This is a genomic window from Micromonospora fiedleri, assembly GCF_016774385.1.
GTDB classification, from domain to species: Bacteria; Actinomycetota; Actinomycetes; order Mycobacteriales; family Micromonosporaceae; genus Micromonospora; species Micromonospora gifhornensis.
In genome coordinates, this window is record NZ_JAETXL010000002.1 from 24,347 (window position 1) to 41,962 (window position 17,616).

11 protein-coding genes are annotated in these 17,616 nt (G+C 72.7%); 6 read left to right on the forward strand and 5 right to left on the reverse strand.

What is annotated here, in order from left to right; genetic code table 11:
• The first annotated feature begins 1,201 nt into the window (after positions 1–1,201).
• From JMF97_RS04180 to JMF97_RS04200, 5 genes are all read left to right on the forward strand, one after another.
• Positions 1,202–1,648 carry a fibronectin type III domain-containing protein gene (locus JMF97_RS04180; RefSeq protein ID WP_238358817.1) on the forward strand — a complete coding sequence of 149 codons (447 nt, stop codon included), beginning with the start codon at positions 1,202–1,204 and terminating at the stop codon, positions 1,646–1,648.
• 194 nt (positions 1,649–1,842) lie between these two features.
• Positions 1,843–4,455, forward strand: a complete 2,613-nt coding sequence (locus tag JMF97_RS04185) for a fibronectin type III domain-containing protein (RefSeq protein ID WP_203220345.1) — start codon at positions 1,843–1,845, stop codon at positions 4,453–4,455.
• A 25-nt stretch (positions 4,456–4,480) separates the two neighbouring features.
• Positions 4,481–5,476 (forward strand): AAA family ATPase, encoded by a 996-nt coding sequence (locus JMF97_RS04190; protein ID WP_013734760.1) that lies wholly within the window; start codon positions 4,481–4,483, stop codon positions 5,474–5,476.
• 14 nt (positions 5,477–5,490) lie between these two features.
• Positions 5,491–6,690 (forward strand): DUF58 domain-containing protein, encoded by a 1,200-nt coding sequence (locus JMF97_RS04195; RefSeq protein ID WP_203220346.1) that lies wholly within the window; start codon positions 5,491–5,493, stop codon positions 6,688–6,690.
• Positions 6,666–8,984 (forward strand): transglutaminase TgpA family protein, encoded by a 2,319-nt coding sequence (locus JMF97_RS04200; protein WP_203220347.1) that lies wholly within the window; start codon positions 6,666–6,668, stop codon positions 8,982–8,984. Before JMF97_RS04195 ends, JMF97_RS04200 begins: the two co-directional genes overlap by 25 nt.
• A gap of 126 nt (positions 8,985–9,110) precedes the next feature.
• Here JMF97_RS04200 and JMF97_RS04205 read toward each other — a convergent pair whose 3' ends face one another.
• Positions 9,111–10,076 (reverse strand): LLM class F420-dependent oxidoreductase, encoded by a 966-nt coding sequence (locus JMF97_RS04205; RefSeq protein ID WP_203220854.1) that lies wholly within the window; start codon positions 10,074–10,076, stop codon positions 9,111–9,113.
• Positions 10,077–10,211: 135 nt separating this feature from the next.
• Between JMF97_RS04205 and JMF97_RS04210 the strand changes: the two genes are divergently transcribed.
• Positions 10,212–11,153, forward strand: a complete 942-nt coding sequence (locus tag JMF97_RS04210) for a DUF1028 domain-containing protein (RefSeq protein WP_203220348.1) — start codon at positions 10,212–10,214, stop codon at positions 11,151–11,153.
• Between the two features lie 110 nt (positions 11,154–11,263).
• On the opposite strand, the gene JMF97_RS04215 is transcribed toward JMF97_RS04210, so the two are convergent.
• From JMF97_RS04215 to JMF97_RS04230, 4 genes are all read right to left on the reverse strand, one after another.
• Complete coding sequence (locus JMF97_RS04215; RefSeq protein ID WP_203220349.1) at positions 11,264–12,142, reverse strand: maleylpyruvate isomerase N-terminal domain-containing protein; 879 nt, start codon at positions 12,140–12,142, stop codon at positions 11,264–11,266.
• An 851-nt stretch (positions 12,143–12,993) separates the two neighbouring features.
• Entirely contained in the window at positions 12,994–13,206 is a 213-nt protein-coding gene (locus tag JMF97_RS04220; protein ID WP_203220350.1) for a hypothetical protein, read from the reverse strand.
• Positions 13,207–13,223: 17 nt separating this feature from the next.
• Positions 13,224–14,105, reverse strand: coding sequence for a phosphatase PAP2 family protein (locus JMF97_RS04225; protein ID WP_203220351.1), 882 nt, complete (start codon positions 14,103–14,105; stop codon positions 13,224–13,226).
• Positions 14,106–14,551: 446 nt separating this feature from the next.
• Positions 14,552–17,452: a glycoside hydrolase family 48 protein gene (locus JMF97_RS04230; RefSeq protein ID WP_203220855.1), complete on the reverse strand. Its 2,901-nt coding sequence runs from the start codon at positions 17,450–17,452 to the stop codon at positions 14,552–14,554.
• Positions 17,453–17,616 lie beyond the last annotated feature (164 nt).

A 17,616-nucleotide genomic window follows, 5' to 3' on the forward strand; every position in this document is an offset into this window, starting at 1 on the left:
CTCCCGGGCGCAGGCTACGACGCCGCCCGCCGACACAGCGCCGCCCGTCAGCGGCCCACCGTTCGCCACGGCACCCACCAGCAGCGCACCACCGCACAGCGCAGCACCAGCCAGCGGACCCCAGCACAGCGCACCGCCGATCAGCGGACCACCCCACGGCGCCCTGCCGGTCAGCGCACCCCCGCACAGCGCAGCCCCGATCAGCGGACCACCGCACGGCACACTTCCGGTCAGCGCACCCCCACACGGCACGCTCCCCGTCAGCGGGCCACCGCAGAGCGCACCCCCGGTCAGCGGACCACCGCACAGCGCGCCCCCACTCGGCGGAGCACCGACCAGTGCCCCACCCTCGGTGCCGAGTGATGATCGGTCCCGGCCGCAGCCGCACCAGGTGCCGGGGTTCGGCGACGCGGGACAGGTCGCGCCGGTGAGCCCGGCGGCGCACGAGTTGACCGCGCCGCTGCCCCAGCCCGGACCGACGAGCGGGCCGCCGGGCAGGGTGCCGTTCCCGCGCGCAGCCGCCGGCAGCCTTCCCGGCCCTGCCGCGGAGACACCGGCGTACCGTCCGATCAGTGGGCCGCCGCACCGCCTGCCGGCTGGCGACCCATCCGTCAGTTCGGGTGGTTACGGCAGCGCGGGCGGGCCGCAGCAACACGGTGGTTTCGGTGCCGAGCACCCGCAGCGGTCGGCCCAGCAGATCCCGCCCCCTCCGCCGACCTACTCACCGCCCCCGCAACCGACGACACCGCAGGCTCATCCATCGCCGGGCCAGTCCGGATCGCCGACTTACCCGCCGTCCACGCCACCAACGACACCGCCCGCACCACAGGCATATCCCCCGCCCGGGCAAGCAACGACGTCGCCGGCGTACCCACCACCCACGCAAGCCACGACACCGCAGGCTCACCCCTCGCCCGCACCACCAGCGACACCGCAGGCTTTCCCACCGCCCGCACCACCAGCGACATCGCAGGCTTATCCCCCGCCCGCACCACCAGCGACGCCGCACGCCTACCCACCGCCGACGCAACCAGCGGCACCGCAGGCCTACCCGCCGACGCAACCAGCTACACCGCAGGCCTACCCACCGTCCAGTGGTCCGGCGTACCCGTCGGCCGGTTGGGGGCAGCAACCGCCCGGTCAGCCGCCAGCGGGGATGCCGGCGCGATCGGGGGGCACGCCGCCGTACCAACATCCCATGATGACGCCGGCGCCCGGCCGGAGCCGGGTCGTGGTGGTGGTGGCCGTGGTCGCGGTGGTGGTGGCTCTCGCGGCGATGCTCGGGGTCGGGCTGTTGCTCCTCGACCGGCGGTCCGCCGCGTCGCCGACGGCGCCCGACTCGGCGGCGCAGCCGCAGGGTGGGGCGCCGCCTGCGGAGCTCGCGTTGCGCGACGATCGGAGCACGATCACCCTGACCTGGGTCGATCCGGCGGACGGGCTGGTGCCGTTCATGGTGGCCGGTGGGCGGGCCGGTCAGTCGCTGGGCGTGATGGCCACCGTGGGGCCCGGGGAGACCAGGTACACGGTCAACGGGCTGAACTCCCAGGTGGACTACTGCTTCACCGTGCTCGCTGTCTACGGCACCGACCAGTTCGCCACCTCCAGCCAGGTGTGCACCAGCCGGGAGGACGGCGAGCCGACGAACTGACCGGTACGCCGTCGCAGCTCGACGGTGGTCCGAGGACACGCCGACGACACGCCACGCAGGGTGTCCACAGGCGGACAATGCGGGTTCCCGGCGTCCGTAGCGTGACCATATGATGGCTCCCGGCTCAGGGGAGGGGTTGCCGTACGGGGGCGCCACCTGCCAGGACGACACGGGAGGCGCCAACTGTGGCGAGCATGGACGAGGTCGTTCCGACCCGCACGACCCGGTCCCGGTCCCGGCTGCGGGGTGGTCTGGTCACCGTGGCGACGGTGCTGGCGCTGCTGGCGGCGATGGGTCTGACCGTGCTCGGTCTCGGCTCGGCGGACAACGCGGTGGCCAGCTACGACGCGAGTTCCTGGTTGTGGAGCGCGGCGCGCAGCGAACTGGCCCGGGTCAACGGGGTGACCGCCCGGGTGGACACCCGGATGGAGGTGCCTGCGGCGCGGCGGCATCCGATGCAGGTGGTGCAGACGGATCGGATGTTGGTGCTGCGCGACCTGCACAGTGGCCAGATCAGCGCGCTGGACCTGGCCACGCTCCAGATCACCGCGACCACGCCGACCACGCCCGGGTTGGGCGTCAGTGTGGCGCTGCACGAGGATGCCGCGTTCGTGGTGGACGCGGTGCAGGGTGTGGTGCGGCAGTTGGATCCCCGGTCGCTGACGCCGGTGGGTGAGCCGGTGCGGTACCCGCCGGGGATCACCGGTGGCACGTTCGACGGCGAGGGTCGGTTGTGGATCGCGGTGCCGGCCGAGGGCACGGTGTCGGCGATCACCGCCGCCCGGTTGCCGGCGTCGGGGGCGTCGGATGCGCCGGTGTCGCCGCAGCAGGTCGAGACCCATGACGTGGCGGAGCCCAGCCACGAGTTGATGGTGTCCACGCTGGATGACGGTGTGGCGGTGCTGGACCGTACGGCCGGGGCGCTGGTGACGGTGGTGCGGGGCGAGACACGTCGTACGGTGCTGGGTGAGCAGTTGACCGGGCCGGGCACGTTGCCGACGCGTACCAGCGGGCCGGTGGTGCCGGTGACGGTGGCCGGGCAGCGGCAGGTGCACGCGGTCGCCGACGGCGAGGTGCGGTCGTTCACGGTGCCGGGTGAGGGTGACCGGCTGGGCGCCGCGGTGGCCTGGGCGGGTCGGATCTACTGTGCCGACGACGCGGCGGGTGTGGTGTACGCGTTCGACGCGGCGGGCCAGTTGGTGGACACCATCCGGGGCCGTTGGGGCGGGCCGCTGGAGTTGGAGGTGCGGGAGAACCACCTGTTCATCAACGCACCGAACGCGGCGACCGCCCGGGTGGTCAACGATCGGCACGAGGTGCGTGAGGTCGACAAGTACGCCAACGACGTGCTCGGTGGTGACCCGCCGGAGGAGCCGCCACCGCCGCCGCCTCCCCCGCCGCGCAAGCCGCAGGTGAGCAAGCCGGGCGCGCCGCGCAGCGTGACCGCGTCGGCAGGTGACGCGCAGGCGCGGGTGAGTTGGCGGCCGGCGGCGGCCAACGGCGCGGAGATCGTCCGCTACGTGGTGGAGGGTGCCGGGCAGCGCCTGGAGGTGGGGGCGAACCAGCGGTCGGTGCAGGTCAAGGAGTTGACCAACGGGGAGACGTACACCTTCGCCGTGCACGCGGTGAACGCCAAGGGTGCGGGACCGTCGCGCAAGAGCAACCCGGTGAGCCCGACGGCGGAGGTGCCGGACGCGCCGGCCAGCGTCTCGGCGCAGGCGCGGCCGGACGGCACGGTGGTGGTGACCTGGCCGGAGGCGAACGGGCAGGGCAACAAGATCGCCCGGTACGCGGTGACGGCCACGTCGGCGGGGACGAACGCTCCGGCCGGCGAGTCGGAGGGCACCGAGTTGGTGATCGCCGCCGGTGAGTTGGCGTACGGCACGCAGTACGCGTTCACGGTGGTGGCGGTCAACGACAAGGGTGCGGCGTCGGAGTCGTCGCCGGTCAGCGACACGGTGGTGCCGTTCACGGTGCCCGGTGCGCCGGTGGAGTTGACGGCGGGCACGGTGGCGGATCGGCCGGGCACGGTGTCGGTGCAGTGGGCCCCGGCCGAGGCCAACGGCCGCCCGGTCACCGGGTACGTGGTGGAGGTGGGCGAACAGCGCAGCGAGGTCACCGACACCCGCACGACGGTGGGTGGCCTGGGTGACGGGCAGAACGTGACGGTACGGGTCCGGGCGGTCAACGAGGCCGGTGCGGGTCCGGAGGCGACGACGACGGCGCGGACGGTGGCGCCGCCCCGGGTGACGGTGACCGGTTCGTCGGCGACCGCGACGTCGGCGACGGTGGCGTTCACCGTGGACGCCGGCGGTGGGCAGGCGACGTGCACGCTGTCCCGGTCAGGTCAGCCGGCCACCAGCGGCCCGTGCTCCAGCATCACGATGGGTGGGTTGACGCCGGGCACCGGTTACACGTTCACGGTGACGGCCAGCAACGCCGCCGGTTCGGGTACGGCGACCCGCGCCCAGCAAACCGATGCGCTCTACGGCATCGCCACCTGCGTCAACGGCGACGAGCCGGAGCAGCGCACCTACTGCGACCGGGACCGCGACGGCCGCAACGGCAACGAGATCTTCTCGGTGCCCCGGCAGGACAACGACCGGCAGGTCGGCTGGGCCAAGCCCGGCACCCGGCTGAAGGCGCTGTGCAAGGTCCGCGGCGAGGAGGTGTACGCGTACGTCTACAACAACAACAAGCGCAGCACCTGGTGGGTGCGGGTCGAGTACAGCGGTCGCAACTACATCCCGTGGGTCTGGTTGAACCTGGAGGACGGCGACAACATCAACGTTCTGCCCACCTGCTGATCCACCCCAGGCAAGGAGCACCACCGTGAACAGCCAGGAACCCCTCAACCACCAGGAGGTGCAGGGCTTCGCCGCCCTGGCCGCCCGGCTGGCGGAGAACGTCAACGCGGTGGTGCTCGGTAAGCCGCAGGTGGTCCGGCTGGCGTTGACGGCGCTGTTCGCCCAGGGGCACGTGCTGCTGGAGGACGTGCCCGGGGTGGGTAAGACGACCCTCGCGCGGGCGATCGCGGCGACGGTGAAGGGGCAGTGGCGGCGGATCCAGTTCACGCCGGACCTGCTGCCGTCGGACGTGTCCGGGGTGACCATCTTCAACCAGGCCACCCGGGGGTTCGAGTTCCATCCGGGTCCGGTGTTCGCCAACATCGTCATCGCCGACGAGATCAACCGGGCGTCGCCGAAGACGCAGTCGGCGCTGCTGGAGGTGATGGAGGAGCGCACGGTCACCGTGGACGGCGTACGCCATCCGGTGCCGCAGCCGTTCCTGGTGGTGGCGACGCAGAACCCGGTGGAGATGGACGGCACCTACCGGCTGCCGGAGGCGCAGCTGGACCGGTTCCTGGTCAAGCTTTCCGTCGGCTACCCGGACGAGTCGGTGGAGGTGGAGGTGCTGCGCGGGGCGACGGTCCGCTCCCCCGAGGCGCTGGCCGCGATCACCGACACCACCACGATCGGGGAGATGGTCCGGATGGCCCGCCGGGTGCACATCGCCGAGCCGCTGTACACGTACGCGGTGCGGCTGGCTGCGGCGACCCGTACCCATCCGCAGGTGCGGGTCGGGGTGAGCCCGCGCGGGGTGATCGCGTTGACCCGGGCGGCGTGCGCGTACGCGCTGATCGACGGCCGGGGTTGGATCATGCCGGAGGATCTCAAGACGCTCGCCGAGCCGGTCTTCGCCCACCGGCTGCTGCTCACTCCGGACGCGCAGGTGCGTGGTGTGACCGCCGGGGACGTGTTGCGCCAGGCCGTCGCGTCGGTGCCGGTGCCGTTGCCGTCGGGGCAGCCGGCGCCGGCGCAGCCCTGATCGCGAGGAGCGGCGTGGGGATCACCGCCCGGGGTATCGGTCTGCTCGTCGCCGGGGTGCTGCTGCTCGGCGCCGGGTTCCGGTTCGGGTACCCGGAGTTGACGGTGCTCGGTGCGGCGGCCGGCGTCGCCGTGGCGGTCGCGGTGTTGAGCGCGGCATGGCGGCCCAGGTTGCAGGTGCGCCGGCAGGCGGATCCGGACCGGGTGGCGCGGGGTGAGCCGGCGGCGATGACGTTGACCGTACGCAACGTGGGTCGGTTGCGGTCGGCGAGTCTGCTCGCCGCCGACCGGTGCGGCGACCAGGTGGTGCCGGTGCCGGTGCTGCGGCTGCGACCGGGGACCGACACCACAGTCCGCTACGAGGTGCCGACCGCCCGCCGGGGCGTGGTGCCGGTGGGTCCGCTGCGGGTGACCCGCCGCGATCCCCTCGGCCTGGTCGTGGTGGCGCGCAGCTACGGCGACAGCGTGCCGGTGTGGGTGCACCCGACGATCCATCCGTTGCGCGCGGTGCCCACCGGCGCGGGCCGCAGTCTCGACGGCCGGGTCGACGCCGTACCGCACGGTTCGATCACCTTCGACTCGTTGCGGGAGTACGTCGTGGGTGACGAGTTGCGGCGGGTGCACTGGCGTACCAGTGCCCGGGTCGGTGAGCTGATGGTGCGGGAGAACGTGGACACCAGCCTGCCCCGGATCGTGGTGCTGCTGGACAACCGGCTGGCGGCGCATCCGCAGCGGGTACGCGGAGTGGCCGAGTCGTTCGAGTCGGCATGTGAGGCGGCGGCCTCGGTGGTCACCGCGGCGGTACGCGAGGACCTGCCCGTGACGCTGCTCTTCGTCGCCGCCCCGGACAACCTCGCCGCGCCGGACAACCTCGGCGGGGAGGGCACCGCAGCGGACGGGTCCGGCGACGGTGGACCGACCGGGCCGTTGGACCGGTTGGCGGCGGTGTCGCTGTCGGACGAGGGCACGTTGGAGGCTGCGGCGGCACGGCTGCGCCGCGATCGTCTCGGCGACACCCTGGTCGTACTCACCGGGCCCGGTGGGCGCGACGACCTGGGGCACGTCGGTGCGCTGCGCGGGGCGTACCCCTCGGTGGTGGTCGGGGTTTTCGGCGCGGCGGAACCGACACCGCCGGGGACCGGCGGACTGCTCGTGGTGGACGCGGCCGACGGGGCCGGGTTCGCCGCCGAGTGGGACGGGGTACGCCGGTGGTGAGGCTGCTGCGGGCGGTGCCGGTGCCGGCGGCGCTGGTCGGCATGGTCGTCCTGGCCGGGGTGACGCTGGACCGGGTGTACGCGGGTTCGCTGCTGACCGCCCTGGTGGCCGGCGCGGCCCTCGGGTCGGTGGGAGTCAGCGTCGCGGCGCGGCGGCTGCCGTCGTGGCTGGTCGCGCCGGTGTCGGTGCTGGTGATGGCCGGCTGGACGGCGTGGTGCCTGCGGCTGACCGCCGATCGGGCCGGTCTGCCGGGCGGGTTCGCCCAGGTGGCCGCCGACGCCGCCGGTAACGGCATTCCCCGGCTGCTGACCGCGATGATCCCGGTGGAACCGACCCCGGACACCGTCCTGGTGCCGCTGGTGGGTGCCTGGCTGGCCGGGCTGGCCGGCGCGGAGGTGGCCCTGCGCGCCGGGCGGGTGCTGCTGGGCTACCTCCCACCGGTGCTGCTCCACGTCGGCGCGGTGTACGTCGTCGGGCCCAACGCCGAACCGGCGATCGGCCCGACCGTGGCGCTGGTGGTGCTGGCCGGGCTCGGCCTGGCCGCCTCGGCCCGACGCGGCGACGACCCGCTCGACACGCTGGCCCCGACGGTGCGCTCACGGGTACGGGCCCGGCTGGCGGTGGCCTCGGCCGCCGGTACGGCGGTGGTGGTCGCGGCGGCGACGCTGCTCGGCCCGGCGGTGGCCGCCCTGGTGGAGGTACGACCGGTGGACCCGCGCCGCTACGTCGAGCCGCCGCAGGTCGAGACGCTGGACGAGAACCCGCTGATCCGGATCTCCGGCTGGGCGCTGCGCCCCGACCAGCACCTGTTTCAGGTGCGCACCGAAGCCGGTGGTGGCAACCGGATCCGGCTGGCCGTGCTCAGCGACTACGACGGGGTGACCTGGCGGGTCGGTGCCACCTACCGCAACGCCGGCCGGATCCTGCCGACGGTCCAGCCGGCGACGTACGCCACCGTGGAGACGGTCCGGCAGGAGATCACCGTCGACGAGCTGAGTGGCCGGTTGTTGCCGGCGGTGGCCACGCCACGCGAGGTCACCGGCGCGCGGGTGGCCTACGACCCGGGCACCGGCACCCTGATCCGGCCCGACGGGCTCAGTCCGGGGCTGCGCTACACGGTGATCTCCGCCCGGGAACGTCCGGACGCGAACCTGCTGGCCACCGCGAACACCCCGGTCGGGGACGAGGTGGCCCGGGTACTGCACGTGCCGGACGGCGCACCCGACCAGTTGCGCCGGCTCGCCGCCCAACTGGCCGAGGAGAACGGCGCCCCGTACGCCCGGGCGGCAGCGATCGAGCAGTGGCTGGCCGAGCACTACCGGCTGGTCGCCGACGCGCCCAGTGGTCACGCGTACCCGAATCTGGCGTTCTTCCTGTTCGGGCCGCGTAACGGTGGCGGGCAGCGGGGCACCTCCGAACAGTTCGCGGCCTCGTTCGCGGTGCTGGGCCGGTTGGCCGGGTTACCGACGCGGGTGGTGGTCGGGTTCGCCGCGCCGGGCGACGGGCCGGTGCGGGCCGGTGACGCGTACGCCTGGCCGGAGGTGCTCTTCGACGGGGTGGGCTGGGTACCGTTCGACCCGCTGCCCCGCCCGGACGACGAGCCGCGACCGGTGGAAGAGGACTTCCGTCCGCAGCCGGAGAAGCCGCCGCCGTCGGAGCAGCCGGAGCCGACCGTGGAACCGTCCGCGTCCTCCGCTCCCCCGGCATCTGCCGAGGGCGGTGACGATCAGGCCGGGCTGTCCACGCCGATGCTGGCCGCCGGCGCCACCGCCGGTTTCCTGCTGCTGGTCGTGGCGGCGCTGGCCACCCTGGCCGGCCTGCGCCGGGCGCTGACCCGCAACCGGCTGCACCGGGGTCCGGCCGACCTGCGGGTCGCCGGTGCCTGGCGGGAACTGACCGACGGGCTGCGGCTGGCCGGGCGGCCGGTCCCCACCGACCTGTCCGCCACCGAGGTCGCCGCCGCGGCTCGCCGTGCCCTGTCCGCCACGTCGCCAGCCGCCGTGTCGCAGGTCGCCGTGTCGCAGGTCGCTGGATCGCAGGTCGCTGGGGCGGGACCGGCCGGGCATCAGTCGGTGGGCGCGTACCGGGCGGTGGACGACCTGGCCCGGCTGGTCAACCAGGTCGGGTTCGCCCCCGGTCAGGTGACCGACGCGCAGGCCGACGCCGCCGCCGACGCGGCCACCCGCTACACGGGCGCGCTGCGCGCCGCCCGGTCCCGGTGGCGGCGGCTGCTCTGGTCGGTGCATCCGGGGCCGCTGCGCTGGCGACGCCGAGACGACGCCGCCCGGCGGTGACACTGAAGACCGGCATCGCCCGGCGGGGGCGCTGATACCGGCGTCGCCCGGCGGTGGCGCTGACCGGCTGGCCGGTCACTCCTCGCTGCGGCCCGTCCGGGCTCAGCGCGACACAGGACGATCCGATCAGCCGAGGCCGAGCCGGGCGATCATCGTGGTCAGGGCCGCCGTGTCCCCGGCAGCCAGTTCGGGGGTGGGCAGCAGCGCCAGTACGGGGACGTCCACCCCTGCCTCGGCGTACCGGCGGACCTTGGCCCGGCACTGCTCGGGTGAGCCGTGCACGATCAGCGCGTCCACCACCTCGTCCGGCACGGCGGCGAGCGCGGCTCGCCGGTCACCGGCCGCCCAGGCCTCCCACATCCCCGACAGCGCCTCCTGGCGGCCGAGCCACCTGTGGAATTCCGCGTACGCGGGCACCGTCAGGTAGCTGGTGATCATGCGGCGGCCCAGGGTGCGGGCGTACCCGGCGTCCTCGGTGGGGCAGACGAAGATCCGGGCGACCACCTCGAACTGCGGACGGCGTTCGCCGAGTTCGGCCACGGCACGGGGTACGTCGGTGGCGGCGAGCCAGTTCAGAATGACCCCGTCGGCTTCGGCGGCGGCCAGCCGCAGCATGCCCGGCCGCAACGCGCCCAGCAGCAACGGCGGCGGTACGGCCGGCGGACGTTGCAGGCTGAACCGCCGCACCGCGAAGGTGTCGAAGGCCCCGTCGACGGTCTCCCCCCGCAACGCCGCCCGCAGGAACCGCAGCACGTCACGGGTACGCCGAAACGGCTCGGTGAACTCGACCGCGTTCCAGTCCGACACCACCACCGGCGACGACGCGCCGATGCCCAGGGCGAACCGGCCCGGCGCGACGTCGGCGAGCGCGGCGGCGCTCATCGCCAGCAGGCCGGGCCCACGGGTGAACACCGGCGTGACCGCGGTGCCCAGCCGCAACCCCGGCTGCCAGACGGCGGCCAGCGTCAGCGGGGTGAAGGCGTCGACACCGTTGACCTCGGAGGACCACAGGTCGGTGAACCCGGCATCGGCAAGAGCCTCGTACACGGCGGCATGGTCGGCCAGCGCGACCCCGTCCAACGGCACCGTCATCGCCCATCGCGTCGTCATCGATCGATGGTGCCCGCCGCGCGGTCCCCCAGGCAAGATCCTGTCGGCTTTCCCGGTCGACCGGGAAGCCCTCGCCGAATCGGCAACCCGGCCGTGACCAGCGCTAACCTTGCCGACGTGACCTTCTCACTCGTCGCCCGCTCCGCCGACGGCCACCTGCACGGTGTCGCCGTGGCCAGTCGTTTCCTGGCTGCGGGCGCGCTGGTGCCGGCGGCCGAGGCGCAGGTCGGCGCGATCGCCACCCAGGCGCACGTGAACCTGGCCTACCGGCCGCAAGGGCTGGCCCTGCTGCGTACCGGGGTGACGGCGGCGGGTGTGGTCGCCGGCCTGGTCGCCGCCGACCCGGAACGCGACCACCGCCAGGTCGGTGTGGTCGCCGCCACCGGCCCCGGCGCCACGTACACCGGGGAGCACTGCCGGGACTGGGCGGGCGGCCAGGCCGGCGACGGCTGGGCCGCGCAGGGCAACATCCTCACCGGCCCCGAGGTGATCGACGCGCTGCGCGACACCTGGCTGACCCGTACCGACCTGCCGTTCGCGCAGCGACTGCTCGCCGCGCTGCGCGCCGGCCAAGAGGCTGGCGGCGACCGACGCGGCCAGCAGAGCGCCGGGCTCGTCGTGGTCCGTCGCGGCGGAGGGTACGGCGGCACCGGCGACCTCATGATCGATCTGCGGGTCGACGACCACCCCGACCCGATCACCGAACTCGACCGACTGCTGGCCGTGCACACCCTCATGTTCAGCCGCCCCGACCCGGCCACCCTGCTCGACCTGACCGGCGCGGTGGCCGCCGAGGTGGCCGGCCTGCTCACCGCCCTCGGCCACCCGGCGGACCCGGCCGATCCGCAGGACGCCCTGATCGAGTGGGCCGGCCTGGAGAACCTGGAGGAACGGCTGGCCCCCGGCCGCATCGACCCGGTGGTGCTGACCCGCCTGCGTGCCGCCCTCCCCCACGTACCCGCTCCCCGAGGTGCGGCGTCAGCGGATCCTGACGCAGCCGTCGGCGCGGGCGGTGACTTCGCGGCCCAGGTGGGCAGCGAGCCTGAGTCGGCACGGTAAAGCGCCCCACTCGACGCAACCAGCCTTCCCTACGCAGCCAGCCCGCTCGGCGCAGCCAGCCTCCTCGACGCAGCCAGCCCGCTCGGCACAGCCAGCCCGCTCGGCGGGGATCAGGGGCCGAAGGCCAGCAGCGGCAGGCCGACCCGGGCGAGGGCTGCCTGCTCGGCAGGACTGCACGGCATCCGCCCGGTCACCTTGGCGATCAGGGTCAGCCGGTCCCAGCCCAGCTCCGCCGGCAGGGAGCGGCCCGCGGTGAGCAGATCGGCGATGACCCGGCTGGCGGCCGTGGTCAGCCACGGCGGCCGGTCCAGCGCCACCGCCAGGTCCAGGCCGTGCACCCCGACCTCCACCACCCGGGTACGCAGGAACTCCGTCACCGTCATCGCATCGCCGTGCCGGGTGCGTACCACCCGATCCGTTGGGTACGCCTCGACGGCCGCGAGGGCAGCACGCCAGGCCCGTTCGAAGTCCTCACCCAAGCCAGCCCTCCAACCCGTGCCCTCCGAGTCGAGCCTCTTCCCATCACAGTCAACCCGCCCGTCTCCCGCCTGAGCCGCTCCGCCCCGAGCGACCCCGACACGAGCCGCCTCCACCGGAACAGCCACGACCGGAGCAGCCTCGGCACGAGCAGCCTCGGCACCAGCGGCCTCAATGCGACCGGCCTCGGCATGAGCAACGCCACGAGCGGCTTCGATGCGAGCGGACTCGGCGCGGGCCGACTCGATGCGGGCGGCATCGACCTCGGGGGTGAACTTGGCGGCGCCGAAGTAGCCGGCGGCGTCGACCAGGGTGCCGTTCGGTGGCGGTGCGGCCAGCATGTCGATCAGCCGGCCCGCACCGGTGCGGACATGTGCCAGCAGTTCAGCCACCGTCCACGGCACGCAGCCGGTCGGCCGGGCCAGGTCCTTCGGATCGAGGGTCGCCAGCACCTCCCCAAGCCGCAGGCACTCCTCGCGGAAAGCCGCCCGAACGAAATCGGCGTCCCTCAAATGCTCCCCCACCTCGGACAACCCCACATCGGGCAACCCAGCGTCGGACGGCCCCAGCTCGGGCAACCCAACCTCGGGCAACCCAACCTCGGACAGCCCAGCGTCGGACAGCCCTAGCTCGGGCAACCCAACCTCGGACAGTCCTGCTTCGGACGGCCCCGGCTCGGGCAACTCCGTCTCGGACAGCCCCGGCCGGGACGGCCCCATCTCGGGCGGCCCTGTCATGAACATCGCCGATCGCCCGTCAATCGCACCTCTCCACCCTCCACTGGACCTGCCGATCCCCCATCTTCAGCCCGAGGCACCATCCCCTGGCGTCCCACCTCCGACCGCTTTGCAGGTCGACGCTCGACGAAGGGCGCACCCCCGCCACTCGGCTCGGCGCTGAGGGCCAGCGGGCTGGCCAGCATCGTCGCCGCACCGGGTGCGGGTGGTGTGGTCCCGCAGGGCGGCCGGTGGACAGATAGCCAACTCCTGCCACCGATCGACGGTTCATGATCGCGCTCGATCCCGGATCGAGTGGCCTCGTTTTCATACTCAACCCACTCGATCGTGGATCGAGCATGATCTTGCAGGCAAGGGCCGGCCGCGGTGGTGTTGGGGCACGGGTGAGACGGGTCGATGTGGTCGGTGCCCGTGGCGGGGAGCGGGTGAAGGCCGTCTGTCCGGCAAGACCTTAAGACTGTCAGGTTGTCGTGCAGGTGGGAGCCGACGCGGAACACGGGTACCTCACCCGGTCGGCGGTGAAGGCGGGCGGGCCGATCACCTGGCGTTCCACCGACGCCCGGCAACCACACCGGGCGCGCCAGGAAGCAGGGCCAGCCCCATCACGACCCGCACACCGCTACTCCTCAGCGCGCCAGAAGGTATGGCCAGTCCGCCGTGACCTGGTGGGCGGTCTGCGTGGGGGCGGACAGCCCCAGCGCGACCAGGTACGCGGTCGGCGTGGGGGCGGTCAGCCCCAGCGCGACCAGGTACGCGGTCGGCGTGGAGGCGGTCAGCCCCACCGCGACCTGGCACACGGTCGGCGTGGAGGCGGTCAGCCCCACCGCGACCTGGCACACGGTCGGCGTGAGGGTGGTCAGCCCTTGTGGCGGGGGACGATGCGGTGCACGGCGGAGAGGGCCAGGGCCATGACCACCCCCATCGTTCCGGCGATGCCGGCGGCGCTGCCGGCGTACCCGACGAACAGGGGGTGGCGGGGCAACTCGGCGGCTGCGGTGGCGCGTTGCCCGGCCAGCCAGGACAGTGCCAGCGCGCAGCCCGCGATCGCCAGGAGTCCACCGATGCCGAGCAGCAGGGCGACGCCTCGGTGCGCGTCGGCCGAGGAGACCTTCGCCTGTTCCCGTTGGGTGATCAGCAGCAGCAGGCCGGCCAGCGCGGCCCACACGCCGACGACGAGGAACGCGGCCACCGCGTCGCTGGGGCGGTGCCAGCCCGCCGAGAGGGTCGCCACCCCGGCGAGGGCCGCGTAGGCGGCACCGACCACGGCGGCGAAGGCCCGGCCCTTGGGTGGCAGGACGAGCACCAGCGCCACCGCCACCGAGGCGGCGACGGTGGTGTGCCCGCTGGGCAGGCTGTTGCCCACGTACGCCCGTTCCGGGTCGATGCCGTAGTCGGGCCGGACCAGGCCGTACTTGAGCAACTGGGTGGTGACGTTGGCCCCGGCGATCAGCAGGGTGGCCGCCACCGCCAGGGCCACCCGGCCCCGGATCAGCGCGATGAACCCGATCGTCACGGTGGCCGCCAGCAGCGACACCACGGACATCGCGTTGAGGATCCGGTCCACCGGATCCTCGATGTGGTCACGGCCGATCCGGTTGCCGGTCAACGCCACCGTGTCGATCCACTGGCCGACGTCGGTGTAGAGGGCGAATCGCCAGACGACGATGAAGGCCGCCGTCTGGACAAGGGCCAACAAGACCAACCAGACCGCAGTCCCACCCCTCGGCGTCACGCGCACCCGGACAACTTAGCCGCCGTTGCCCGCCGGTCTGCCAGTGGCCCGCCGGCTGCATCGGCACCGGCGCCAAGCGCAGCTGAGCAGGGGTAACGGTGAGCGGCACGGAGATGTTGCGAGGCTTCGGGCCGGCGGGCGGGAAGGATTGTGGCCGCAACAGCAAAAGGGAGAGGCCGCCACGGGGGGAGCGGCCTCTCCGGTGATGTACGTTACTCCGTCCCCGGCGGTGTTGTTATCCCGAGGCGGTCACTTTTTTTCACGATCTGCGTGGTGTCGCTGTCGAATCGGGGGGGCGGTGGGGTGGGTCGACTGCTCCGCTGCGTCGGCCAGAGGGCCGACCCACCCCGGCCTGACCGTGGGCGTCAGGCCGCCGGCCGGTCCTGCCTCTACCCCCGAGGCCCGGCCGGAGCCTCCGGGTGGGTCACCGCCCACCCGGAGGACGTTGTTCGTCAGCCGTTCGGGAACAGCTTTCCGTAGTCGGCGTACGCCATCGCGACGTCCGCCTGGGCCCAGAACCGGTGGTAGCGGAACTCCGGCTCCGGTCCACCGTCGAGGTACGCCTGGACCTTCGGCCACGCCGGGTCGTTCTTGTAGAACGACCGGATGTCGACGAAGCTCTTGCCCGGGGCGATCACGTCACCGTTGGGCATGCGGCCGGTCCAGCCCTGCGGGATGTACAGGCCATCCCCGGTGGAGGCGTTGTAGACGTCGTCGAAGCGCCGGTAGTCGCCGCGCTTCTCCACCGTCGACACACCCTGCGCGTCACTTTCCCCGTGCAGCGCGTCCAACAGCCCCTTGGCGGTGTTCTTCGCCGCCGTGTTGCCCGACTTCGCCGCGTACGCGATGAGCGTGCGGGCGTAGGCGGCGGCGACGCCGACGTCCTGGCCCTTGACCGTGACCTCGACGTGCAGGTTGGTGTTGGGCTGCGGGTTGGTCGGGTTCCAGTTGTTGGGCTGGCCGGTCCACTTCATGTCCGACGGGATGGACCAGTCCTCACCCAACGTGGTGTGGGAGATCGCCCACGGCACCCACTTGTCCAGCAGCGCCTTGGCTCGGGCGTCGCCGCTGACCAGGTACAGCTCGGCGATGCGCTGCATCGACCAGGCCTGCATGCCGAACCACTGGTTCGACGGCGGGTCGTTGTAGACCGGGTCCTCGTCGTAGAACATGCCGTAGAAGGTGGCGGTGCCGGCCGGCGGCGTGCCGTAGTGCCCGCCCCAACTGTTGGTCGCGCCACCGGCGATGCCACCCTCGGCCGACTGGAGCCAGGTGTAGAGCTCCAGCTGCCGGGTGAGGCTGTTGTTCCAGTCTGCCGCCGCGGTCGACGAGCGCGGCTTGAGCTCGTTGACGTTGGTCAGCGCCCAGGCCGCGAACGGGTTCTGGTAGCCGAAGTGGCTGTGGCTGGAACCGATCCGCCACGACCAGTTCTGGCTGGTCTCGTACGCGCCACCCCAGGCGTAGTACCAGGAGAGCAGGTAGTGGGCGGACTCGCGGTTGTTACCGGCCGGGCACTGGGTGGCCCCGACGCAGTTGCCGATGCGCTTGAAGTACTTGTCGAACAGCGCGTACCGCAGGTAGTCACCCATCTTGGCGGCCTTGGCCACGGTGGCCGCCACGTCGGCCTGCTTGTTCTGCTCCTTGGCCCAGGTCAGCGCCCAGTAGGCGGCCTGCACGGCGCGGGCGTCGGCGTCCGGGGCGTTGGTGTACTTCCACTGCTTGGCCGGGGCGCCGGACTCCTTGATGAACAGGTCCAGGTAGCCGTTCGGGCCGCCGTGGGCGAAGGTGTCGCAGGAGGGGTGCGGCACGGTCTCCCACACCGACTCCTGGGTGCCCCGCTGGAAGGTGTTGATGTACGCGGGACGGGTGGTGCCGTTGCCGCAGCGGCCGAAGCCGTAGACGTTGTCCACGTCCAGCAGCCAGTGCATGCCGTAGATGCTGCCGGTGCCGTAGGTCTGCTGCAGTTCCGCGCGCAGCGGGTCCTTGCCGACCGGCACGTTCGCGTCGAGCTGCGACGGGTACTGGTTGGGCAGGTCGTGCTCTGCGGCGTAGGTGGCGTCACCGGCGGAGCCGGCGGTCGGCTGGTCGGCCGTGGACGGGATGATGTAGGTCTCCATCACCGTCCAGGCGTTGTTGAACGGCGCCCAGTTCTGGGTGACCCGACCGTAGTACGCCTCCAGCCACAGCCAGAAGCTGAACGCCTCGGAGGTGGTCTGGTGGCCGTGGTCGGGCGCCTCGACGATCAGCGTCTCGATCGAGTGGTACGGCACGCCCTCCGGGCTGAAGTAGCCCGAGTTCTTGATCTTGTTGTACTGGGTGAGGAAGCGCTGCACGTACTCGCCGTCGCCGCCCGGCACGTCGTTGTCGATCTCGGTGACGGTGACCGTCGCCGGCGTGTGGCCCGAGGCCGAGGCGGTGATCGTCGCGGTACCACCCACGGTGTCGGCGTCCTCGGCGGCACTGACGGTCACGTCGACGCCGTTGTTCCAGTTGCTCGTGGTCAGCGTCAGCGGCGTCGACGGGACGGTGATGTCCGCGTCGCCGGTGCGGGTCAGGCTCACCGAGACGTTGGCGGTGGGCGCCCGGTTCAGCTTGATGTTGAACGTCGAGCTGCCGCCCTCGGGCACGGTCAGTGCGGTCGGGGTGGCCACCACCGCCGGTGAGGTGGACGCGGTGACGGTGAACGCCCGCTCGGCGATCGCCGACAGTCCACTGTTGTCGTACGCCCGGGCCTGCACGGTGTAGTCACCGGCCGGCAGGCTCTCCAGGGTGTACGCGTACGGCGCGGTGGTGTCGGTGTTGACCAGCAGTCCGTTGCGGTAGAACTCGACGCGGGCGATGGTGCCGTCCGGGTCGCTCGCGGTGGCGGTCAGCGGCACGGTCGCCGGGGCGGTGAACGGGCCGGCGGGGACCGACAGGCTCACCGTCGGGGGCTGCTGGGCGACGCCACCGCAGGTGACCCCGTTGACGGAGAACGAGGTCGGCTTCGGGTTGCTGCCGGTGTACGAGCCGTTGAAGCCGATGGTGGTGCTGGCGCCGGTGGCCATGCTGCCGTTCCACGCCTCGTTGACGGCGGTGACCTCGTTGCCGCTCTGGCTCCACCGGGCCGACCAGCCGTTGGTGACCCGCTGGTTGCCGGGGAAGGCGAACCGCAGGGTCCAGCCGTTGACCGGGTCGCCGAGGTTCTTGAGGGTGATGTTGGCGGTGAAGCCGTTGCTCCAGTCGTTGGTCTCATAGACCACGTCGCAGGCCGGTGCGGCCTGCGCGGCGCCGGCGGGTACGGTCACCCCGCCGATCGCCAGTGCCGCGGCGCCGAGCCACGCCAGGCGGCGACGTCTTGCCAGATTTCTCATCTGCGCGGTGTCTCCTCGAACCAGGCCGGGTGCGGTGCCGCCCCGGCGGGACGCCTCGCAGACGACAGGACGCGAGACGCCGGTGGATGGTGGTGGGCCGGCCGACCGGCCGGAACGCAGCAGGTCGTCGTCAGACACCCACTGCGATCAGGGCGCCGTACCGG